Here is a 21,868-nt window from a genome sequence, read left to right as displayed (position 1 = left end):
TCCCCCCTGACAGGCCAGGACGACCGTAGGTCATCGGGACGACCCGTGTCATCGGCTTCGCCGAACTGCGGGACCCTCGCTGCGGGCTAGGGTCGCACCGTGCCGCTCCCCGCGATCATCTTCGGGTCCCTCTTCGCGCTGCTCCTGGTCGCCGTCGTGCTGGTCGTCCTCAACGCCGTGCGCCGCAGCCGCCGGGGCGACGACCGCATCCAGCTGCAGGGGTGGCAGCGGCTGGCCGACGGGTCCGACGTGATGGCGGGCTGGGACGGCTGGCCCTTCCTGATCGCGCTCGAGGCCGGCAAGGTCAGCGACATCGTGGTCGGCGAGCTCGAGGGCGTCGAGTTCATGAGCCTGCGCTGGAGCCAGCTCGAGCCGCCCCACGGTGGTGGGCCCGCGGGCGACGTCGAGCGCTACAACATGGTCGCGGTGCGCTGCGAGACGCCGGTGCCGCCGTTCTCGGTCGTCCGCGGCGAGCACAAGGTCAAGACGTGGGAGCGTCACGAGCAGGCGCAGGCCTTCGAGGTGGGGGAGTCGCGCTTCGACCGCCGCTGGCAGACGCTCGGCGACGCCGGGGCCGGCCGCGCGCTCCTGGTGCCGGAGGCCCGGGCCGTGGTGGACGAGGTCGACCTGGGGGCGTGGGTCTTCCAGCCGGGCTGGGCGGTGCGAGTGATCCCCTGGACCTTCTGGGGCGGCGAGGACCGCATGGTCGAGGAGGTGCACCGCGCCGTGGCGCCGTGGCGTCACGTGCCGGCCGAGACCTGGGCGGCGTACGGCGGGCCGCCGCGGTTCGTGACCACCTCGCTCGGCGAGGGTCCCGGCGGTGGTCCTGCGGCCGGTGGCAGCCCCGAGACCGGACCCGGTCGCGGCTGGGACTGAGCGCCCGGCTGTCACCGCTGCCGCCTAGGGTGGCGCCCGTGGAGCAGCATCCGGGGGTCCTGGCCGAGACCGGGCTCTTCGTGTGCCTCGAGGGCGGCGAGGGCGCCGGCAAGTCGACCCAGGCGCGGCTGCTGGTCGAGCGGCTCGGGGCCGCGGGCCACACCGTCGTCCTGACCAGGGAGCCCGGTGACACCCTCGTCGGGGCGCGGGTGCGCGAGCTGCTGCTCGACCCGGCGACGGGCGAGATGGCCGACCGCACCGAGGCGCTGCTCTACGCCGCCGACAAGGCCGAGCACGTCGAGCGGGTGGTGCGTCCGGCGCTCGCCCGGGGCGAGGTCGTGGTGACCGACCGCTACGTCGACTCGACGCTGGCCTACCAGGGCGCGGGCAGGTCGCTCGACCCCGACGAGCTGGCCTGGGTGGCGCGCTGGGCCACCGGCGACCTGCGGCCCCACCTCACGGTGCTGCTCGACCTCGATCCCGCCTCCGGGTTCGGCCGCTTCGCCGGGCGCGACCGCATCGAGAGCGCGGGCGACGACTTCCACCGCCGGGTGCGCGCGGAGTTCCAGCGGCTCGCGGCCGCCGACCCCGACCGCTACGCCGTGGTCGACGCGGGGCAGTCGCCCGACGCCGTCGCCGACGTGGTCTGGAGCCGCGTCGCGCCGCTGCTGGTGGGCGTCGCGTGAGCGCGCAGGTCACCGGCGGTGTCTGGGAGCAGCTGGTCGGCCAGGCGCCGGTCGTCACCCAGCTGCGCCGCGCGGTCGACGGCGACATGACCCACGCCTGGCTCTTCACCGGGCCGCCCGGCTCCGGCCGCTCCAACGCCGCCCTCGCGTTCGCGGCGGCGCTGCAGTGCCCGACCGGCGGCTGCGGCCACTGCGACTCGTGCCACCAGGTCGAGGTCGGCTCCCACGCCGACGTGCGGGTCACCCGCACCGAGAAGCTCTCCATCGGCGTCGACGAGGTGCGCGAGCTGGTGCGCGTCTCCGCGCTCGCGCCCGTCGGCGAGCGCTGGCAGGTGATGGTCGTCGAGGACGCCGACCGGCTGACCGACCAGGCCGCCAACGGCCTGCTCAAGGCGATCGAGGAGCCGACCGAGCGCACGGTGTGGCTGCTGTGCGCGCCCACGGCCGAGGACGTCCTGCCCACCATCCGCTCCCGCACCCGGCCCGTGGTGCTCTCGACGCCGTCGACGCGCGAGGTCGCCGACTTCCTGGTGCGGCGTGACGGCGTGCCGCCGGAGGCTGCGTCGTACGCCGCCCGCGCCAGCCAGGGCCACATCGGCCGGGCCCGGGCGCTCGCCTGCGACGAGGACACCCGACGCCGCCGGGTCGAGGTCGTCGCCATCCCCGCGCGGCTGACCTCGCTCGGTGCCTGCATGGGTGCGGCGAGCGACCTGCACGAGGTGGCCAAGGAGGAGGCCGCCGCGCAGACCTCCGCCCACGACGCCCGGGAGAAGACCGAGCTCGACCGCGCCTACGGCGTGGTCGAGCGGGGCCGGCGGCCGCGCGAGTACGCCCCCGCCCTGCGCGCGATGGAGGCCTCGCAGAAGACCCGCGCCAAGCGGCGGGTGCTCGACGTGGTCGACCGCAGCCTGATGGACCTCGTCTCGGTCTACCGCGACGTGCTCACCCTCCAGCTCGGCACCTCGACCGAGCTGGTCAACGCCGAGATCCGGCCCGACCTCGACGCGGTCGTCCGGGTCTCCACGCCCGAGCAGACCCTGCGGCGCATCGACGCGGTGTTCGAGGCGCGCGAGCAGATGCTGGAGTTCAACGTGCCGCCGCTGCTGGCGCTGGAGTCGATGGTGGTCGCGCTGCGCCTGCGCGACTGAGCCCATGTCCCGTCGGCCCGGGCGAGCAAGGTCGGACCTCTGCGCCGCGCAGGTGCTCGACACCATGGTGCTCGACGCCGCCGTCGACACCGGAGGCACCATCGAGCCCGGCCTGTCGCCCCGGGCGTGGGCTGAGCAAGCCCGCCTGTGGAGCATCGGCTCCTCAGGTGGGGTCCGCTCCGTACCCTCGGGGCATGTCGACCGCCCCGCCCCCCGGCCCCCCGCCGCAGGACCCACCCGCCGGCGCCGGTGGCCCCGGACCGTGGGGCCCGCCGCCCGGTCAGAGCGGCTGGGGTGCTCCCGGCGGTCCGTCCGGTCCCGGCTGGGGTGCGCCCGGCTCGTGGCAGCCGCCGCCCCCGCCGCCCCGGCGCAGCCGCACCGGCCTGTACGTCGGCATCGCGGTCGTCGTCGTCCTCGCCCTGGTGCTCGCCGCCGCCCTCGGCACGAGGACGTTGCTCGCCAGGGGCGAGCAGAGCGAGGCCGGTCCGGCGTCGCAGGCGCCCAGCCCGCCCGAGCCGACCGGGTCGCTGCCGGCCGCGCCCGACGGGCTCGAGGCGTTCTACGACCAGGAGCTCGACTGGAGCGACTGCGCCGGCGGTGAGTGCGCCACGCTCACCGCGCCGCTCGACTACGCCGAGCCCGACGGCGAGACCATCGACGTCGCCGTCATCCGGGTGCCGGCACGCGACCGGGAGAACCGCATCGGCCAGCTGGTGCTCAACCCTGGCGGTCCGGGCGCCTCCGGCATCGACTACGCGCGCGCCGGTGCGCTCGCCACCGGGCCCGACATCGCTCGCGTCTACGACCTGGTCGGCTTCGACCCCCGCGGCGTCGGCTCCAGCACCGCCGTCACCTGCGGTCCGACCGAGCTGCTCGACGCCTACATCGCGGCCGATCCCGACCCGGAGTCCGACGCGGAGGAGGCCGAGGTCGACGCGGTCGGCAAGCGCTTCGCCGACTCCTGCGCCCGCGAGTCGGGCGCCCTGCTCGAGCACGTGTCGACGGCCGAGGCCGCGCGCGACATGGACGTGCTGCGCGCCGCCCTCGGCGAGCCCGAGCTCGACTACCTCGGCACCTCCTACGGCACCACCCTGGGGGCGACGTACGCCGAGTTGTTCCCGACGAACGTCGGCCGCATGGTGCTGGACGCCGCGGTGACGCCCGACCCCGATCCGGTGGCCAACGCGCGTGACCAGCTCGGGGGCTTCCAGATCGCCCTCACGGCCTACCTCGAGAGCTGCGTGGAGCAGGGTGACTGCCCGGTCGGCGACAGCGTCGACGACGCCGAGCAGGGGATCGCCGACCTGCTCGACGAGCTCGACGCGGAGCCGCTCCCGACGGCCGACGGCCGCGACCTCACCGAGGGGCGGGCGGTCTACGGCATGTTCCTCCCGCTCTACGTGCCGTCGCTGTGGCCGACGCTGACCCAGGCGCTGACCGCCGCGCAGCAGGGTGACGGCAGCGCGCTCGGCATTCTCTCCGACCAGTACGTCAGCCGCGGGCCCGACGGTTACCAGGGCAACCTGTACGAGGCGCTCCCGGCGGTCAACTGCCTCGACGTCGACCCCGACGCGCCCGAGCCCGACCTCGCGGACTACCGCGACGAGTTCGAGCAGATCAGCCCCGCCTTCGGCAGCATCTTCTCCGCCGGCAGCGGCTGCGAGGACTGGCCGGCGAAGCCGACGCAGGCCCCGCCGACCATCGAGGCGGAGGGTGCGGCGCCGATCGTCGTCGTCGGCACCACCCGCGACCCGGCCACGCCGTACAAGTGGGCCCAGGCGCTCGCCGACGCCCTCGTCTCCGGCGTGCTCGTCAGCCGCGACGGCGACGGCCACGCCGGCTTCCAGCAGGGCAACGCCTGCGTCGACGACGCCGTCAACGGCTTCATGATCGACGGCACCGTGCCGGACGACGGGCTGCGCTGCTGAGCCACTGCCCGGTTTGGTGGGGCACCCCGACCGGCCGCTATGCTCGCCCACGCGTGTCCGGCTGACCGGCCGGTCACTGCGCCGCCTTAGCTCAGTCGGCAGAGCGTCTCACTCGTAATGAGAAGGTCGTCGGTTCGATTCCGACAGGCGGCTCCACGACACCGCAGGTCAGCGACCTGCAGCAGCACCAGACCCCCTCTGCCGGAGCCTCAGAAGGGCGGTGTGGTTGCAATTGCGCGCAGCGCGGTGCAGTTACGACGAGTCCGGTGTACGACAAGCTCGATCTACCTGGGGACGTGCGCTCTGGGCTCTGGGCTGCGGTCGCGGTCCAAGGGCCGGCTGAGCGGTATCGAGATCGTTAAGTGAGCGCGCGGTGTCATGCAGTCGCGCCGGGCTCCTATCGTTGAGATGGGATGCCGGTTGGCAATCGATGCCCGGCCCCGGGCTGCCCCGAGTGGTTGTGACGGGCGGTCTTGGAATGGTCAAGGATGAGACGAAACCGCCAGTGGTGAGACAACGGGCGCGGCCAATCGCGCGGGATGGCCGCGTGACGCCGACTCGCGCGCTCCGAGCATGTACGTTGCGTCTTCAGCTTGGCTGAGGTTGTCATGGCCCCACTTGGCGAGCGCGGAACCGAAATGCGCGAGCCGAGCGGCGCGCACGGCAAGGCACTTCTGGGTTGACCAAGAGCGAGGGGCTGACTCCGAAGGAGCCGTCGAGTGGTCCGGCACCACGCCCTCAACGCGTGAGGCACCCAGAAGCCCCGAGTGGATTGGACTCCTTGACAGCCCCGGTGCCCGGGCGCACGCTCGTTTGTGAATCGGGCGGCCTTGGATGCACCCGACCGCCCACTGGAGTACCTATGCCGGACCCTAACCTCGAACCCGCTCGGCAAGCGCCCGAGGCTCCGCTCGAGCCCGGGACCTTGCGAGGCGGAGCACCGTTTGCGCCGTCGCCGGTCGATGCAGCGGCAACCGACCCGAGCGACCCCTCGCCGGCAAGTTCCTCGACGACCCCGGCACCGCCGTCGGCAGCCGAGGACACCTCAGGCCGGGGAGCCCGGCTGGTTCGTCGCGTCAAGGCACGCAGTGCCGAATTCCTGCTCGACGAGCGCACTCGCAAGGTGGCCCAGCAGGGCGTGCAGCTCGCCGCACTCGCGACGGCCGCAGTCGTTACCCACAGGAGGCAAGCAAGTAGCCAACGCGCAGCACGAGAGGCGATACCGGACACGCCCGCTTGGGCCGCCGAGTGGGCAGCGGCTGAGGCCGCACTCAGGTCCCCGAAGCCTCCAGAGACTTCAGGGAGGCACGGCAACGCGCGGACAGCACCGCCGGCAGCCGCCGCACGACAGAAGCCGTGGCTCGATGCGCTCGACAACGTCGCCGCCCCCGAGGCAGATGAGGACACCGCCGACCAGCCGGACGACGCGTGGCGCGCTCTCACCCCGTCACCGCAAGCTGTACGAAGAGAACTGGCTGCGACCAAGCAGCGCAGCGACGCGGTCATGAACAACCTGCGCGCCTAACCGGTTCCCTGAGAACGGGTTTCTGGGAGGGGGCGTGGGGCGCGACGAAGACGACCGCCTGGCGAGGGAGCGGCTTGACCGGAGCCTCGAGGACGCCCGCTGGCGTCGGAACTTGTGCCCGTGCGGCCTCATGCAGTCGCAGGGTGGGATATGCCCGATGCGGTGCGGGAAGTCCCAAGACACCGGTGCCGACGCCGCCTCAGGAACCCCGGGGGACTACGGCGACACGGCAAGTGCCGGCGCGTGGGGCAACCCTAGCTCCGGGGCTTTTGGCGAGCAGGCGACGGCCCGGTATGAGCCTCCACCCGACCCGCAGGACTGGGCGGATGACATCGCCACCGCGCGCGACTTGCTCTCGGAGTCATCGGCGCTCGAGGTGCTGTGGGAGCGCGCGGTCGCCGGCGTCGAGGACGAGCAGCAGCAGCAACGGCGCTACTGGATGCTCATCAACGAAGACCAAAGCGCCACCGCTGCTGCGGCCCGCGAGCTGCTGGTGCGAGCCGGCTACGAACTGGGGCGGAGCAGCGAACCCGGCCGAATGCGTGACGATCTGCCCGAACCCGACGGTCGCCCCGATCCCACCGAGGCAGCGAACCCGGATCTCGAGTTCCAGCCAGGCTGTGTCTGCGGCGTCTACCTCACCATCGTCGGAGGCCTCTGCCTGACCTGTGCCCGCCTAGCTGCCGCGGGCTTTGAGCCCAACGCCGACCGCACCGCTGGGCGCGCCGCCGAAGACGCCACCGAGCGTTTCGAAACCCAACGCCTGGCTACCGAGGTGGAGGACAACCGGCTCCGAGCTCGAGAGGCCAGCAACCTCTGCATGAACCTCGACGGACCCTCCGTGGTCGGCAGGCTCTGTTCGAACTGCGCCGCCCAGCTGCGCAACGAGGAACGCCAATTGGAGCGTTACCAACGAGCCTTCACCGAGCCCCTTGCGGCGACCGAGGAACTGGCGAGCCTGTGGCGGCGGGCTACCCAGAGCGCGGGGCCGACACCGACCTACGACTCAGCCCGCGACGAGTTCTGGCGCCTTGCCAGCACCGCGCCCGAATCAGAAGCACGGTTCGTCCGTGGCATGCTCCAGGCAGCTGGGTTCGACATGTCCCCAGGCCATTCGCCAGTCCTGCGTCTCGACACCGAAGATCGCAGGGAAGGGCGCAACCGAGCCGACCGGCTGCTGACACTGGAACACATGAGCCCGCAGTCAGCGGACAAGGCGCGCGTCGAGGCAGGGCTAGCCCCACTCGCACTAGACCCGGGCAACCTCCGCTACATGCTGGGCTGGGACAACTCGGTGCGCGGGGACGGATGGACGGTAACGGACGAGCCGGTCAGCGGGTGGCCCGCCTTCTGGCAGCGCCAGTCGCGGCGGCGCCGGCGCCGCGGTAAGCGCTGAACAACTGGAGCTTCTCGCTCCGGGCACGACGGCCAAGCCAGGGACACAGCCGTGGGGGCTGCTGCACGAGCGGGTCGAGGCTCACGGCCCCCGCAGCAGCTCGGCCACCGCGGCCGGGCGCTCCAGGGCGGTGAGGTGACCGGTCGCCGGCAGCACGTTCAGGTGGGTCGGTGCCGGGTTGCCGGCTCGCACCGCTCGCATCTGCTCGCCACGGGCCGGCGGGGTCGCCTCGTCCTCGGCCCCGAAGAGCAGGCGCACCGGCCCGGGGAACCCGGCCAGGGTCTCCTCGCGGTCGGAGCGGGCGGCGATGGCCTCGGCCATCCAGGTCACGCCGTCGGGGTCGGTACGTGCGATGAGGTCGCGCAACGCGGCTTCGAGCTCGGACTGCTCGCGGCGCGCCGTCGCCCCGAGACCTTCCCGGGCGCTGTCGGCCACCGGCTCGGTCGAGCGCTGCGCGCGCACCGACCCGGCGGTGCGGCGGCGCTCGGCCGGTTCGTCCGGGGCGACCAGCCACGGTGTGGTGCTGCCCAGGACCAGCGCAGCGGTGCGGGCGGGGTGGCGGTGGGCGAGCTCGAGCGCGGCGTACCCGCCGGTCGAGATGCCGAAGGGCTCGCACTGCTCGAGCCCGTGGTGGTCCATCACCTCGACGACGGCGTCGGCCACCGCGGACATCCTCACGGGTGTGTCGGACCCAGGGACCGGGCTCGCGCCCAGGCCGGGCAGGTCGACGGTCAGCGCCGGTCGCTCGAGGAGCGGCACGAGCCGGTGCCACATCCACGACGACAGCGGGAAGGCGTGCAGCAGCAGGAGCGGCAGGCCGGCTCGGTCCTGGCCGTGCAGCCGGTGGGCCAGCACCGTCAGAGGGTGGCGACCGAACCGGAGTCGACCCGGTACTCGGCGCCGTTGACGAAGCTGGCGCGCTCGGAGCACAGGAAGGTGACCACCGAGGCGACCTCCTCCGGCTCGCCGCGCCGCTTGAGCTCCATGAAGGGGCGCTCCTCGTCGAGGAAGCCCTCGATCGCCTCGTCGAAGGAGACGCCGAGCTCCTCGGACCGCTTCTCCATCATCGCGTCGGTCATGGGGGTGTGGATGAAGGCCGGGGACACGCAGTTGACCAGCAGGCCCTCGGTGGCATAGCTGCGGGAGAGACCCTTGGCGAACGACAGCACGCCCGCCTTGGCCGCGCAGTAGGGCAGCTCGTCGTCGTAGGGCTGGGTGGCGTCCTCGGAGGTGAGGAAGACCAGGCGACCCCAGCCACGGCGCAGGTCGTCGATGAACGTGCGCGTCAACCGGACCGGGCCCAGCAGGTCGATCTCCAGCGTGTCGACCCACCCCTGGTCGTCGATCTCGTGGAAGAGCCCCTGGGCGCCGGTCACGCCGGAGGCCTGCACCAGGATGTCGATCGGACCGGCCAGCTCGTGCAACCGCTCGCGCAACGTCTCGAGGTCGCTGAGGGAGGTCACGTCGGCGGCGACGTGGTGCAGTCGCCCCTCGGGCGCCGCCAGTCGCTGTGCGGCCCGCTCCAGCTCGTCGGCGTCCTTGTCGGAGATGACGACCGTCGCGCCCTCGGCGAGCAGCATCCGTGCCGTCTCCCAGCCGATCCCGGAGTCACCCCCGGTGACCAGTGCCGTCCTGCCCTCGATGCCCAGATCCACGTTCGTCTCCTGTCGTCGTCGGCCGACCCGCCGTCCCGTCGGGTGCGCCGGCCGGTCCTGCAGCCGTACCCCTGCCGGGGACGGCCAGTCGAGGGGCGACGGCACGGCCGAGGTCAGGTCGACAGACCCGAGGCGGCGAGGACACTCTGGACGAGCGGCGTGTCCTCGTCGAGGTCGTAGCGGTGCCGCAGCACCGCGACGACGACCGCGCGGAGGTCCCGGTCACCGAGCGCCTCGGTCTGCTCCGCACGGAGGTCGGCGACCATGAGTCGCATCGGCAGGGGACCGCCGTGGTGGGGAGGGGCGTACTCCCGGACCGGGGTCAGGGCGACTCCGAGCCGCTCGTAGAAGACGATCCGGCGCTCCCGGACCGTCCGTTCGGCGTCCTCGATCCCGGGCTCGTCGGGGTCGTCGACGTCGAGCACGATCCGGGTGTGGTCGGGGTGCGCGGCACGGAGGAGCTGCCAGAACCGCTGTCCGAGACCGTGTCCGCGCACGCCGACCGCGAAGTAGCGGAGGAAGGTCCAACCGGTGTCCGCCAGGTCGCGCAGCACCGCGAGGCCCACGGGGACGCGCCCGTCGACCAGGACGAGGACGCGGTCGGCCAGCAGCTCCTGGAAGTCGGAGCGCGACGCCGGCGGGAAGGCGTCCTCGTAGAGGTCTCGCACGGTCGCGAGCTGCTCGGGCCCGAGCCGGTCGGGCCGCTCGAGCCTCACCGGAACTCACCGCCGACCATCGTGCGGAGCACCTCGATGTCCGCGATCGTGGTGGGGTCGACGCTCGCGGGGCTGGCCGAGAGCACGACGAGGTCGGCCAGCTTGCCGACGCTGAGCGTGCCGAGCCGGTCCTCGCGGTGGGAGGCGTGCGCCGAGCCGACGGTGAACGCACGAAGGGCGTCGAGACCGGAGACCGCCTCGTCGGGGTTGAAGGCGTGACCGGCAGACGTGCGCTGGTTGACCAGCGCGTGCATGCCCAGCAGCGGGGCACCCTGCACGACCGGTCGGTCGGAGCTGCCGGGCACCACGATGCCGGCGTCGAGCAGCGAGCGGTGCCGGTAGGCCCACGGCACCCGCTCGGGGCCGAGGGCGCGCAGCATGCCGTCGCCGATCTCCTCGACGAAGCGCCCCTGCGGCACCGGGACGACCCCGAGGGCGGCCGCGCGCGCGACCTGGTCGGGACGGGCGACGCCGAAGTGCTCGATCCGGTGCCGCGGGTCGGGACGCGGGTGGTCGCGCTGCGCCCGCTCGTAGGCGTCGAGGACCAGGTCGATCGCCGCGTCGCCGATGGCGTGGGTCGCGACCCGCCACCCGCCCTGGTGGGCGCGGAGGATCGTCTCGGTGAGGGCCTCCGCCGAGCCCTGGAGGTAGCCGCGCTCGCCCGGCCGGTCGGCGAAGTCGTGACACATCGCAGCCGTGTGACCGATCAGCGAGCCGTCCGAGAACACCTTGACCGGTCCGATGCGGAGCCAGTCGTCACCGAAGCCGGTCCGCAGCCCCAGATCGAGCCCCAGGCCGAGCTCGTGGACCTCGCGCAGGGCGTCGGCGGCCACCATCAGCTCGACCCGGACGTGGAGCCGGCCCTGCTCGCGGGCGCGCTGGTAGGCCTCCAGCTCGACCGGGCTCTTGCCGATCCACCCACCCGCGATGCCGGCCTCGGTGCAGCTCGTGACGCCCTCGCGCAGGTAGTGCAGCCCGGCCCGGTCGATCGCATCGACGAGGGTGTCGACGGGGTAGGGGAGCACGAGAGGAGCCACCAGCTGCTGCGCCTGCTCCTGCAGCAGCCCGGTCGGACGGCCGTCGGCGTCGGTGGCGACCCGCCCACCGTCGACGTCGACCGCCCGGTGGGAGAGGCCGAGCTCGTCGAGCACGGCGCTGCTCACCACGCACATGTGCCCCGAGGTGTGCTTGATCCAGACCTTGCGCCCGCCGGAGGCGCGGTCGAGCCCGTCCCGGTCGGGGTGCCCGCCGCACTTGTTGTCGTCGTAGCCGGAGCCGACGACCCACTCGCCGTCGGGTGCCGCGGCGACAGCGGCGTACAGCGCGTCGAGGCTGTCGACCCGGCAGTCGACCTCGGTCAGGGAGAGCCCGAACCAGGCCATGTGGTTGTGGGCGTCGTGGAAGCCGGGGACGACGACCGCTCCGCCGAGGTCGACGACCTCGCGGGCGGGGACCTCCTCGAGGGCGACGATCCTGTCGCCGAGCACGGCGAGCGCGGTGGCCGGGCGGTCGAGGGTGACGAACTCGGCGTTCGTGAGCAGCAGGTCGGCGGTGATCACGACTGCGACCCCTGCAGCTCGGAGAACGCCTGGCGGTACCACTCGCTCCACGGCGCCGGGCGGCCGGTGGAGGGATCGACCTTGACGATGACGCGGTGACCCGTCGCGTGGTCCCCGCAGCGGAAGCCGTAGCGGGCGCTCGTGGTGCCGAGGTGCTCGGCGAGGATGGTCACCGGGAGCAGGCCCGGTGCCGTGAGCGGCCGGAGGAACTCGACGTGCAGCTCCTTGACGACGTAGTGCAGGTCGGGGTCGCGCTCGGCGTACGTCGCCCAGCCCCGGCCGAGCTCCTCGAAGAGCGCCGACTGGGCGCGCTCGACGTGCACGGCGAACCGGGCGTTGTGCAGCGTGCCGTTGAGGTCGAGCTCGTCGAAGAACACGGGAGACTGCCAGGTGAAGCTCACCGCAGGCCCGCCTTGACGACGCGCTCGGAGGCGGTGCGGGGCAGGTCGTCGCGGAACTCCCAGAACCGCGGGACCTTGAACGAGGCGAGCCGCTCCGCGCACCACGTCGCGAGCTCGGCCTCGCCGACGTCGCCCACGACGAAAGCCTTGACCTCCTCGCCGCGGATCTCGTCGGGCACCCCCACGACGGCCGCCAGGCGTACGCCGGGGTGGCTGGTCAGCACGTCCTCGACCTCGTGCGCCGCGATGTTCTCACCGCTGCGCCGGATCATGTCCTTGGTGCGGCCGCGGTGGTAGAACCGGCCCTCGGCGTCGACCTCGGCGAGGTCGCCGGTCGCGAACCACCCGTCGACGAACGGGTCGGGCTCGCCGAGGTAGCCGTCCATCATGCCGGGACCACGCAGCAACAGCTGGCCGTCGACGACCTTCGCCTCGCGGTGCCCGGCCGGGCGGCCCAGGCAGCCCGTGCCGACGAGCGCGTCGTGGTCGGCCTCGGTCACCCGCAGGTCGGCGCCGGTCTCGGTCATCCCGAACGCCTCGTACCACCCGACGCCCCACCGCTCCTCGAGCTGGGCGTGCAGGGCCGGCGGGATGGCGGAGGCCTGCACGACGCGGACCCGGTGGGTGCGGTCGCCGGGGTCGGCGGGCATCCGCAGCAGCAGGGTGGGCATGGCACCGAGGCAGTAGAAGTAGGTGACGTCGTGGTGGCGGACCTGCTGCCAGAAGGTCGAGGGGTGGAAGCCGTCGAGCACGACGAGCCGGGCGCCCGCGAGCAGCGCAGCGACGACGTTCCACTGGGGGTCGATGTAGTGGAACGGCTGGGCGGTGAGCATCACGTCGTCGGCGGAGAGGCGAGGGAACTCGTCGACCAGGCTCCGGCCCAGCCTCAGCCAGTACTCCTGCGAGAGCACGCACCCCTTGGGGCGACCGGTCGTGCCCGAGGTGAACTGGATGTTGGCGGGGGCGGTCGGCGTGCTGACGCGCGGCGCAGCCGTCGGGTCGGGCTCGAGCTCCTCCACGAGGAGGACGCCGGGAGCGCCGGCCAGCAGCTCGGTGAACTCTCCGGTGCTGACGACCGCCGCCACGGAGGCGGTCTCGAGGACGTGAGCGAGGTCGACCGACCGGTACTTCACGTTCAACGGCACCATCGTGGCGCCGAGCCTCATCAGGGCGAACCACACGAGCGGGAACTCGGGCTGGTTGCGGAGCAGCACGCCGACCCGGTCGCCGGGCCGGACGCCCCGTCGGTGCAGTGCCCCGGCGAAGCCGACGGTCAGCTCGTCGACCTCGGCGAAGGTGAACGACCGGCCGGGGTCGAACACCCAGGCCGTGCGGTCGGGCCATCGGTGGGCCGCGGTCTCGAGCGCGGCGACCAGGCCTGCGGCGTGCTCACTCACCGGCGAAGGCCTCCCGGGGCGCGTCGCCCTCGCCGGACAGGCTGGTGCGCACGGCCTGCTCACGCTCGAGCACCAGCGCGGTCTCCATGTCGGTGCCGAGGCCCGCGTCGACGACCTGCTTGGCGATCGCGGCCGCGACCGTCGGGCGCCCGGCGACGCGGGCGGCGAGCTCTGCCGCCACTGCCTCGTGCTCGCCGGGGGGTACGACGCGGTTGACCAGCCCCAGCTCGAGTGCGCGTGCGGCAGTGACGTGCTCGCCCAGCAGCAGCAGCTCCTTGGCGCGCGCTGGGCCGACGATCCGGGGCAGCAGGTGGGAGATCCCCCCGGTCACGCTGAGACCGACGCCGACCTCGGGGAAACCGAACCGTGCCGTCTGGTCGGCCACGACGAGGTCGCAGGACAGGGCGATCTCGCAGCCGGCGCCGAGTGCGTGCCCCTGCACGGCGGCGACCACGATCCCGGGAAAGGCCCGCACCCGGCGGGTGATCTCCTGGAGCCGGTCGACGCGGGCCGCGGTCTGCTCCGGCGTCTCGACCGGCACCGGCACCTTCAGGTCGTGACCGGCACAGAACGACCGTCCGCGGCCGGCGAGCACGATGCACCGCGCCTGGTCCGCGGTCGCGCGGTCGAGAGCTGCGAGCAGGTCCTCGACGAGCGTGGTCGTCACGGCGTTGAGCCGCTGCGGGCGGTCGAGGTGGATCCGGGCGGTCCGGTCGTCAAGGGCGTAGGTGACGGTCACCACGCCATCCTCTCGCACGGTCGGCGCGGCGAGATCCGCTCGGTACAGCGTGCCGCCCCCGCCGCGCAGCATGCGGCGGGGGCGGCGTGTCGCGAGAGGTCAGCTGGCAGCGACGGCGATCTCGTTGGGCGTCACGTCGAGCTCGGCCGAGGTGACGATGCTGCCGTCGTTCAGGTCGACCGCGTGCACGGTGTCGGCCGCCGGCTCGGTGACGTAGGCGATGTCGCCCTCGACCTTGATGGCCGGGTGCGGGTCCTGCCACTCGGCCGGGCCCTCCCACGCGTCGACGACCGGTAAGCTGTCGGTGAACTCGCGGGTCTCGGGGTCGAGCACGTGGATGGCGCCGTCGTCGGCCAGGACGTAGGCGTTGCCGTCGGGGCCGCGGGCGATGTCGCGGAAGGTGTAGCCGGCGCCACCAGGGGTGTCGACGACGTCGTAGGTGCGCTCCTCGGTGTCCACGACGGCGACCTGGTCGAGCAGGTAGCCCTCGGCGTCCTGGTCGGTGTTGTAGTCGCCGACCACGAGGGGGCTGCCCTCGGAGACGAACATGTTGCCGGAGCGGGCGTAGCCGTCGTCGGGTGCGGCGACCTTGACGAACTCGCCGCCCTCGTAGAGCAGCGCGCCGTCCTCGCAGCCGAAGATGACCGTCTCGTCGGAGAGGGTCGCCTCGCCGTGGATGCCGGGGCACTCGTCGGTGGACGCGATCTCAGAGCCGCCCTCGTCCGTCGCCACCGCGCCGCTGCGCGTCTCGCTGTCGCCGACGGTGGTGATGAAGGTGCCGTCCTCCAGGACGATCGAGACACCGTGGTGGGCCTCGGTGCCCTCGACGACCTCGGTCTCGGGCAGCTCGTCGCCGGCATTGGCGAGGTCAGCGGTCGAGATGATGGTGGTGTCGCTGGTGCCGTCGGCGTAGAGCACGGTCTTGCCGGCGTGGGACACGACGTGGCCGGCAGTGTCGGCCTCGAAGACCATGTCGGTCAGCTCGGGCTCGGCGTCGGAACCCGCCGCCGTGTCGAGCACCTGGAAGCCCTCGGTGGTGGTGAGCATGACGTGGCGGCCGTCGCCGGCCGGGTTGACGCGGGTGAACTCCTCGGTGTCGAAGTCGGAGACCGGCTCCAGGGTCTCGGCGTCGAGGACCATCACGCCGCCCTCGTAGGTGACGGCGAGGCGGGGGCCAGCGTTGGCGGCCGTGGTCTCCTCGCCCGAGTCGCCGGCGCTGCCGGTGCTCCCGGAGTCGCTCGAGCCGCAGGCGGCCAGGCTGAGCAGGGTGGTGGCAGCCGCGGCGGCCAGCATCCCGCGTCGGCGGTGGGGGGTGCGCATCGGGTTCTTTCCTCTCGGTGGGGGTGGTGCTCGGTGGGTGCGACGGACCGGCTCAGGCCAGTCCGTCCGCGATGCGCTCGGTGTTGACGCGCATCATCGTCAGGTAGTCGTCGGCGCCGCCGCCGGGCTCGGTGAGCGACTCGCTGTAGAGCTCGACGACGTCGACGTCGACGTCGAGGTCGGTCTCGGCGGCCAGCGCCTGCACGAGCCGGTCGGGCGAGGACGACTCGGCGAAGACGGCGCGGACCCCGGTCTCCACGATGGCGCCGACGAGGTCGGCGAGGTCGGAGGCGCTCGGTGAGGCGAGCGTCGTGCCGCCGGGGATGACCGCGCCGACGATCTCGAAGTCGAAGCGGTCGGCGAGGTAGCCGAAGACGTGGTGGTTGGTGACCAGCGCTCGTCGGTCGTCGGGGATCGCGGCGAAGGCCTCGCTCATCTCGGTCTCGAGCGTCTCGAGGTCGCCGAGGTAGGCGTCGGCCTGTCGCCGCAGCACGGTCTCGTCGACCCCCGGCAGCTCGGCGGCCTGCACGGCGAGGGCCTCGACGACGTCGGTCGTGCGGCCGGGGTCGGTCCACCAGTGCGGGTCGGCCGAGCCGGCGGCGTCGCCCTCGGCGTAGTCGAGGACGTCGAGCTCGTCGCCGGCGACGAAGGAGTCGACGCCGTCGGCGACCGCGGCGTCGACCTGCCGCTGCAGGCCCTCCTCGAGACCGAGCCCGTTGGAGACGAGCAGGTCGGCCGACCGCATCCGGCCCGCCTCCTGCGCGGAGATCTCGAAGGAGTGCGGGTCGGCGTTCGGCTTCATCAGCGTCACGACCTGCGCCTGTTCGCCGAGCACCTCCTGCACGACGTCGCCGAGGATGTTGGTGGTGACGACCACGGTCGGGCGGTCGTCACCGCTCGCGGTGCACCCCGTCGTGCCGAGCAGCGCGAGCGCGAGCCCGGCCGCGACCCGGCGGCGTACGGCGCTCATCGGCCGGTCCCCGCGGTGAACGCCGGCTCGCTGTCGGTGGTGAAGGTGCGCGAGACGCGGGCGTCGTCGGCGAAGTCGATCTCGAACAAGCGCTGCTCGGCCGGCCCGCTCAGGTAGGCGCGCTGCTGGTCGAGCACCAGGGTCGGCCGGCCGACGCGCTCGCGCACCGACTGGCGCACGAGCGGCCTCGTCGTGGCCAGCAGGTCGCCGCTCGCGCCGTCGAGCACGGCGACCGCACCGTCGGGGGTCAGGCCCAGCACGTGCTCCTCGTCGTCGTCCACGGCCGAGACCTGCACCAGGGGGACGGGGGAGCGTCGCAGCTGCCACGACTGCTCGCGGGTGTCGAGCAGCCAGTAGCGGCGGGGTCCGGCGAGCGCTGCCACCGTCGGTCGACCCTCGCGGTTCGCGAAGGCGGTCGCCGGGGGAGCGTCGGTGCCGTCGGGGTAGGGGATCCGCGTGACGGTCGGGCCGTCGTCGCCGGAGGTGGCGAGCAGCGCGCCGTCGGCGCACCCGATGACGGCGCCGACGCGGGTCGTGATGGTGCCCCGCGCGTCCGGGCAGTCGTACGACGCCCCGTCGAGCGGCTCGCCCCCGGCGTCGACGGCCACGACCTCGTCGGCCCGGTTCGCGTCGTCCGCGCGGGTCACGAGCGCGTGGTCGCCGATCGGCACGACCATGCCGTCGTGGGGCTCGCCCGCGACCCGGAAGCGCTCGCTGACCTCGCCGTCGGCCAGGGCGCCGGTGTCGAGGAGCACGGCGTCGCCGGACCCGGCGAAGAAGACGCCGGTGCTGCCCGCGTGGGAGAGGTTGGTGGTCGCCACCGTGGCGGGGCCGTCGCCCTCGACGGTGCCGACCGCCCGGGGCTCGCCGCGGTAGTAGTGGAAGTGGTCGACGTGGTCCCAGGTCCAGACCGCGCTGTCGAGCACCTGCACGCCGTCGTCGGTGGTGGCGAAGAGGTAGCGCCCGTCGGTGTGCAGGGCGGAGGGGGCGTCGAGGACCGACAGCTCCTGCACGCTCTCGTCGGCGAGGTCGAGGTGCTGGACGCGGCCTTCTGCATCGACCGTGGTCAGGCCGAGCGCGGGCTCGGCGAGCTCCTGGGCGCCCTCCATCTCGCCGTGGTCGTCGTCGGTCGCGGCGCTGTCGTCCGACGAGGTGGACGCGGCGGGCTCCTCGCCCGCGGCGCCGCCGCAGCCCGTGAGCAGGAGCAGCAGGGCGAGGGTGCTCGCGGCGACCGGGACGGCCGGTGTGCGGCGGGGCATGGAGGGTCCTTCCGAGGGTGGGGTCGAGGTCAGCCGGCGAGCGCGACGGGCACGGGCTCGGGCGCGTCGGAGTCGGCGGGAGGAGCCGACCGGGTCCGGGTCGGGCGGGTGGCGTCGACGACGGCACGCAGCAGCCAGGAGGTCGCGGCGAGCGCGATCGCGGCCATGGCCATCGACGACCCCGCGGCCGTCGCGGCGTACCAGGAGACGAAGAGGCCGGCGGTCACGGCGACGACGCCGAGCACGGCGGCCAGCGCCATGGTCGTGGGGATGCGTCGGGTCCACTGCGAGGCGGCGACCGCGGGTGCGAGCAGCAGGCCGAGCACGAGCAGGGAGCCGACGGCGCGGTAGGAGACGACCACGGTCACCGTGACCAGCCCGACGAGCACGGCCTGGGCCAGCTGGGGACGCAGGCCGAGCACGGCTGCGACCCGCTGGTCCATGGCCAGCGCGACGAGCGAGCGGTGCGCCAGCCAGGCGACCACGACGCCGACGACGGCCGCCGCCGCCAGGGTGACGAGCTCGGCGGTGGTGATGGCCAGCACGTCGCCGAACAGGATCGCCGTGGCGTCGGTGGCGAAGCTGCCGGAGTAGGAGATGACGATGATCCCGAGCGCCAGCATCGCGACGAAGAGCAGCCCGATGCTGGTGTCGTAGCCCAGCCGCCCCCGGCGCTGCAGCAGGCTCAGGCCGACGGTCATCGCGGTGGCGCTCACGGCCGCGCCGAGGAGCACGGGCAGGCCGAGCACGGTGGCGAACGCGACCCCCGGCAGCATGCCGTGGCCCAGGGCCTCGCCGAGGAACGCCATGCCCCGGACGACGACCCAGGTGCCGACGACCCCGCACAGGACCGCGACCAGTGCGCCGCCGAGCAGGGCGCGCCGGAAGAAGTCGAGCGCGAGGGGATCGGTCAGCCAGGTCACGCGCCGAGACGGTAGACAAGAATGAGAATGATTACCAATCGCGAAACGGCTAGGGTGGCGACGTGACTCCCACAGCCGCCCGTGCACGCGACGTCGTGGTCTCCTACCCCGGCCGCACCGCCCTCGACGGCGTCAGCCTCGACGTGCGACGCGGACGGATGCTCGCGCTGACCGGTCACAACGGCGCGGGGAAGTCGACGCTCGTGGAGGTGCTCGCGGGCGTGCGCGACCCGACCTCGGGCGCGGTCCACCGCAGCACCGACGCCGTCGCCTTCGTGCCGCAACGGGCCGACGTGGCGCCGCGGCTCCCGGTGACGGTGCGCGACGTGGTCACGACCGGCCTCCACGGCCGCACCGGCCCGTGGCGACGCCTGGGTCGCGACGGCCGGCGTCGACGGGACGAGGCCATCGAGCTCGTGGACCTGGCCGAGCACGCCGACCGGCCGTTGTCGGAGCTGTCGGGCGGCCAGCGCCAGCGCGCGCTGCTGGCCATGGGACTGGCCGCGGGAGCCGACCTGCTGCTGCTCGACGAGCCGACGACGGGCCTCGACGCGGCGACGACCGAGCGGATCCTCGCCGTCCTCGCCCGGGTCGTCGACGGTGGGGGAGCCGTGGTCTGCGCCAGTCACGACCCGACGCTGGTCGAGCGAGCCGACGAGGTCGCGCTTCTCGAGGACGGGCGGCTCGTCGACCCGGCGTAACCGGTCGACGCTCCTCGCGTACGGGTCGACCTGCGACGCCTGATGTGCGACCTCTGACGAGCCGTGCAGCTCAGGTCGTCAGGCCCCGCACCACCGGTGCGCCCGAGGTCGGCGTCCCGGGCAGGACGACGTAGACGGCGGAGCCGATGGTGGTGACCCAGGCGTTGAGCCGGTCGAGGTCGGCGAGGCGCTGCTGCACGGGTACGAACTGGCGCTGGGCGTCAGCGGCGTACGCGATGAAGACGAGGCCGGAGTCCTCGCCGAGCGGCTGGCCGGTGTCGGGGACGGTGTAGTTGTAGGCGCGGCGCAGGAACCGCTCGGTCGGGTCGTCGCTGCGAGCGCGACGGATGTGGCTGGCGGCGTCGATGACGGGGAAGCCGAGGTCGTCCTCGGCCTCGAAGTCGGGCTCGGTCTTCTCGCTGCCGCCGGTGAGCGGGGCGCCGTCGGCGAGCCGGCGGCCGACGGCGAGCTCCTTGCCGGCCCGGTCGACCTTGTCCCACCCGGCCATGTCGGCGCGGATGCGGCGCACGACCATGGTCGTCGAGTGCGCGCCCAGGGGGCCGTCCCAGACGAGGGGCTCGAGATCGGCGCGTTCGCGCACGTTGACGGTGCCGTCGACCTGGCCCATGACGTTGCGCATCGTCGCCCCGACGGCCTCGCTGCCGCGGGCGCGGCGGTAGCCGTCCTGCACCCACCTCGTCGTGGTGTACGCCGCCGCGTCCTTGAGCAGGACGCGTCGGGTGTGGGCGAGGGTGAGCGGGTCCTCGGCGCAGACTTGCACCACGAGGTCGGTCTGGCCCCAGGCGGGGTCGAGCCGGTCGCCGGGGAAGTCGGGCAGCGGCTCGAGGGTGGCGCCCGCCCACGCTGCCGCCCGCGGACCGAGGCCGAAGGTGACCGTGAGCCGGGACGGCACGGTGGCGAGCTCGGGCTCGGTGTCGGCGAGGGCCGGCTCCCCGGCGCTCAGCCGGGCGGCGTCGTCGCCGAGAAGTCCGAGCAGCAACGCCAGCTCCTGCGCGCCGGCTCCGTCACGCAGGTCGAGTCCGACCAGGGAGAGGTGGGCCTGGGGCGGAGTCTCGACCCCGGCCTGCCGCTGCCCGTGGAACGGCTCGACGAGCCCGCCGTGCAGCCGTTCGACGTCGGAGCCGGGCCCGCTGGGGCGGGACAGGTGCGCGCCGGCGAGGCCCGCACCCGTCCCGACCCCGACCCCGGCTGTCACGAGGGCGCCGTTGCGCAGCACCGACCGGCGTGACCAGCCGGGGGCGGTCACGAGCCGTGCCCGGGGGCGTACTTCTCGTCGGCGCCGGAGAAGTCCTTCACGACGGCGGAGAACTCCTGGGTGCCGCCGCCCTCGAGGTCGAGCGTGAAGGTGACCTCCTCGCCGGGGCGCAGGGGCTGGCTGACGTCCATGAGCATGAGGTGGTTGCCGCCGGGGGTGAGCTCGAGCTCGCCGCCCGCGGGGACGGTGAAGCCGCCCTGCTTCTCCTGCATCTGCATGGCTCCACCGTCGCCGGCGACGGTCTCGTGCAGCTCCATGGTGGGGGAGGCCTCGCTGGTGACGCCGGTGACGACGACGTCCTGGTCACCGTCGTTGGTGAGGGTGCCGAACGCGGCGGTCATGCCGGAGTCGGCCGACTTGACCCAGGGGTCGCTGACCCCGAGCGCGGTGGTGTCGGCGGAGGCAGGCGCGGCGTCCGAACCGGTGTCCGAGCCGGTGTCCGACGTGGATCCGCAGGCGGACAGGGACAGCGCGAGCGCCGCGCTGATCGCGGCGACGGTGCCCACCCGGCGGAGACGGGCGGGGCGCGCCGGAGCGCGCAGGGGTGTGGTGTGCATGCAGGTTCCTTCGCAGCAGTGAGGGACGCGTGGGCGTGTGCCCGGGCGCGTGAGAGCTGCTCGGCGGAGGTGCGGCGTGGGACGCGTGCAGGTCAGCCGAGCGCGGCTGCGAAGGGCGGGGCGCGCAGCGGACGCGCGGGGTCGTGGACGTCGTCGTCAGGCACCCGGGCCAGGGCGGCGTACGCCGGCGCGGCACGGTGGGGTGTCGGCGGCCGCAGCGCGGTGACGGGTCGGGGCAGCAGGATGCCGGCCAGCCAGTCGGCGGCCCGGGCGAAGCAGCGTTCGTAGCCGACAGCCACGACGGTGCCGAGGCCTGCGGCCAGCAGGTGGTGCGCGGCCATCGTGGTGGTGTCGACGTGGTGCGACATGTGGGCCATCGCGGCGGGGGCGCTCAGCACGAACCCGGCGTGCCAGACGACCTGGGCGACGAGGCACAGCGCGAGGGTGCGCGCGGGGTCGATGGCGCGGTCGAGCAGCAGCGGTGCCAGGCCGACCGAGGTCAGCAGCGTCAGTGCCGCGGCGACCGTCGTGACCTCGCCACCGGCCGTGACGTGGGCTGCGACGGCGGCCGTCGCGCAGACGGCGCCGGCGAGGCCGGCGCGCACGCGGGGCTGCCCGGTCGTCGCCACCTCGCCATCGTACGGAGGCCCCGCGGGGCGTTGGTCCGGACGGGCTCTGGTCGAAGCACGGAGGTGGGAGTACCTTGCTCGCAGCCAGCCTTCGTCCGAGGAACCCGGTGAGAGTCCGGGGCGGTCGCGCCACTGTGAGCGGGTCATCCGCGAGCCAGGAACTCGGGGCTGGAGCAGATCGGGACGCGTCATCCCGGGAAGGTGCGG

Annotated in this window: 20 protein-coding genes, 1 tRNA gene and 1 riboswitch; of the genes, 7 read left to right on the top strand and 14 right to left on the bottom strand. The window is 73.4% G+C overall.

Features of this window, described 5'->3' with window-relative positions; all coding sequences use genetic code 11:
• Positions 1 to 99 precede the first annotated feature (99 nt).
• From ACYU8I_RS00315 to ACYU8I_RS00290, 6 genes are all read left to right on the top strand, one after another.
• Complete coding sequence (locus ACYU8I_RS00315; protein ID WP_460836288.1) at positions 100 to 876, top strand: hypothetical protein; 777 nt, start codon at positions 100 to 102, stop codon at positions 874 to 876.
• A gap of 38 nt (positions 877 to 914) precedes the next feature.
• Complete coding sequence (gene tmk / locus ACYU8I_RS00310) at positions 915 to 1,562, top strand: dTMP kinase (protein WP_460836287.1); 648 nt, start codon at positions 915 to 917, stop codon at positions 1,560 to 1,562.
• A complete protein-coding gene (locus tag ACYU8I_RS00305; protein ID WP_460836286.1) occupies positions 1,559 to 2,710 on the top strand; it encodes a DNA polymerase III subunit delta' in 1,152 nt (383 codons plus the stop codon). Before tmk ends, ACYU8I_RS00305 begins: the two co-directional genes overlap by 4 nt.
• 194 nt (positions 2,711 to 2,904) lie before the next feature.
• Positions 2,905 to 4,638 carry an alpha/beta hydrolase gene (locus tag ACYU8I_RS00300; RefSeq protein WP_460836285.1) on the top strand — a complete coding sequence of 578 codons (1,734 nt, stop codon included), beginning with the start codon at positions 2,905 to 2,907 and terminating at the stop codon, positions 4,636 to 4,638.
• An 80-nt stretch (positions 4,639 to 4,718) separates the two neighbouring features.
• A tRNA-Thr gene (locus tag ACYU8I_RS00295) sits at positions 4,719 to 4,794 on the top strand.
• 1,526 nt (positions 4,795 to 6,320) lie between these two features.
• A complete protein-coding gene (locus ACYU8I_RS00290) occupies positions 6,321 to 7,559 on the top strand; it encodes a hypothetical protein (protein WP_460836282.1) in 1,239 nt (412 codons plus the stop codon).
• 81 nt (positions 7,560 to 7,640) lie between these two features.
• Here the strand turns inward: ACYU8I_RS00290 and ACYU8I_RS00285 are convergent, their stop codons facing one another.
• The 11 genes from ACYU8I_RS00285 to aztB all read right to left on the bottom strand — a co-directional run bounded on the left by ACYU8I_RS00285 (position 7,641) and on the right by aztB (position 18,498).
• On the bottom strand, positions 7,641 to 8,414 hold the full coding sequence (locus ACYU8I_RS00285) for an alpha/beta fold hydrolase (protein WP_460836281.1): 774 nt from the start codon (positions 8,412 to 8,414) through the stop codon (positions 7,641 to 7,643).
• Between the two features lie 2 nt (positions 8,415 to 8,416).
• Positions 8,417 to 9,214 carry an SDR family NAD(P)-dependent oxidoreductase gene (locus tag ACYU8I_RS00280; RefSeq protein WP_460836279.1) on the bottom strand — a complete coding sequence of 266 codons (798 nt, stop codon included), beginning with the start codon at positions 9,212 to 9,214 and terminating at the stop codon, positions 8,417 to 8,419.
• Between the two features lie 113 nt (positions 9,215 to 9,327).
• Positions 9,328 to 9,930, bottom strand: coding sequence for a GNAT family N-acetyltransferase (locus ACYU8I_RS00275; RefSeq protein ID WP_460836277.1), 603 nt, complete (start codon positions 9,928 to 9,930; stop codon positions 9,328 to 9,330).
• Positions 9,927 to 11,489: an amidohydrolase gene (locus ACYU8I_RS00270; RefSeq protein ID WP_460836275.1), complete on the bottom strand. Its 1,563-nt coding sequence runs from the start codon at positions 11,487 to 11,489 to the stop codon at positions 9,927 to 9,929. The genes ACYU8I_RS00275 and ACYU8I_RS00270 overlap by 4 nt, the downstream gene beginning before the upstream one ends.
• Positions 11,486 to 11,890 carry an acyl-CoA thioesterase gene (locus ACYU8I_RS00265; protein WP_460836273.1) on the bottom strand — a complete coding sequence of 135 codons (405 nt, stop codon included), beginning with the start codon at positions 11,888 to 11,890 and terminating at the stop codon, positions 11,486 to 11,488. Before ACYU8I_RS00265 ends, ACYU8I_RS00270 begins: the two co-directional genes overlap by 4 nt.
• Entirely contained in the window at positions 11,887 to 13,287 is a 1,401-nt protein-coding gene (locus tag ACYU8I_RS00260) for an AMP-binding protein (RefSeq protein WP_460836272.1), read from the bottom strand. The genes ACYU8I_RS00265 and ACYU8I_RS00260 overlap by 4 nt, the downstream gene beginning before the upstream one ends.
• The gene (locus tag ACYU8I_RS00255) at positions 13,280 to 14,026 is read right to left on the bottom strand and encodes an enoyl-CoA hydratase/isomerase family protein (protein ID WP_460836269.1); all 747 of its coding nucleotides are present in this window, start codon (positions 14,024 to 14,026) and stop codon (positions 13,280 to 13,282) included. The genes ACYU8I_RS00260 and ACYU8I_RS00255 overlap by 8 nt, the downstream gene beginning before the upstream one ends.
• A gap of 99 nt (positions 14,027 to 14,125) precedes the next feature.
• Positions 14,126 to 15,346, bottom strand: a complete 1,221-nt coding sequence (gene aztD / locus ACYU8I_RS00250) for a zinc metallochaperone AztD (protein ID WP_460836268.1) — start codon at positions 15,344 to 15,346, stop codon at positions 14,126 to 14,128.
• A 52-nt stretch (positions 15,347 to 15,398) separates the two neighbouring features.
• Positions 15,399 to 16,316 carry a zinc ABC transporter substrate-binding protein AztC gene (gene aztC / locus ACYU8I_RS00245; RefSeq protein ID WP_460836267.1) on the bottom strand — a complete coding sequence of 306 codons (918 nt, stop codon included), beginning with the start codon at positions 16,314 to 16,316 and terminating at the stop codon, positions 15,399 to 15,401.
• Positions 16,313 to 17,575, bottom strand: a complete 1,263-nt coding sequence (locus ACYU8I_RS00240; protein ID WP_460836265.1) for an ABC transporter — start codon at positions 17,573 to 17,575, stop codon at positions 16,313 to 16,315. The genes aztC and ACYU8I_RS00240 overlap by 4 nt, the downstream gene beginning before the upstream one ends.
• 29 nt (positions 17,576 to 17,604) lie before the next feature.
• The gene (gene aztB, locus ACYU8I_RS00235; RefSeq protein WP_460836263.1) at positions 17,605 to 18,498 is read right to left on the bottom strand and encodes a zinc ABC transporter permease AztB; all 894 of its coding nucleotides are present in this window, start codon (positions 18,496 to 18,498) and stop codon (positions 17,605 to 17,607) included.
• A 62-nt stretch (positions 18,499 to 18,560) separates the two neighbouring features.
• Here aztB and aztA point away from each other — a divergent pair, with 62 nt between their 5' ends.
• A complete protein-coding gene (aztA, locus tag ACYU8I_RS00230) occupies positions 18,561 to 19,199 on the top strand; it encodes a zinc ABC transporter ATP-binding protein AztA (protein ID WP_460836261.1) in 639 nt (212 codons plus the stop codon).
• Positions 19,200 to 19,269: 70 nt separating this feature from the next.
• Here the strand turns inward: aztA and ACYU8I_RS00225 are convergent, their stop codons facing one another.
• The 3 genes from ACYU8I_RS00225 to ACYU8I_RS00215 form a co-directional block, all read right to left on the bottom strand.
• Positions 19,270 to 20,466, bottom strand: coding sequence for a Dyp-type peroxidase (locus tag ACYU8I_RS00225; protein WP_460836260.1), 1,197 nt, complete (start codon positions 20,464 to 20,466; stop codon positions 19,270 to 19,272).
• Positions 20,463 to 21,032 (bottom strand): copper chaperone PCu(A)C, encoded by a 570-nt coding sequence (locus ACYU8I_RS00220; protein WP_460836259.1) that lies wholly within the window; start codon positions 21,030 to 21,032, stop codon positions 20,463 to 20,465. Before ACYU8I_RS00220 ends, ACYU8I_RS00225 begins: the two co-directional genes overlap by 4 nt.
• A 92-nt stretch (positions 21,033 to 21,124) precedes the next feature.
• Positions 21,125 to 21,661 (bottom strand): hypothetical protein, encoded by a 537-nt coding sequence (locus ACYU8I_RS00215; RefSeq protein WP_460836258.1) that lies wholly within the window; start codon positions 21,659 to 21,661, stop codon positions 21,125 to 21,127.
• 71 nt (positions 21,662 to 21,732) lie between these two features.
• A riboswitch (cobalamin riboswitch) is annotated at positions 21,733 to 21,845 on the top strand.
• Positions 21,846 to 21,868: the final 23 nt, after the last annotated feature.

It is taken from the genome of Nocardioides marmoraquaticus, from assembly GCF_054777915.1.
This window is presented reverse-complemented; position numbering and strand designations above follow the sequence as displayed.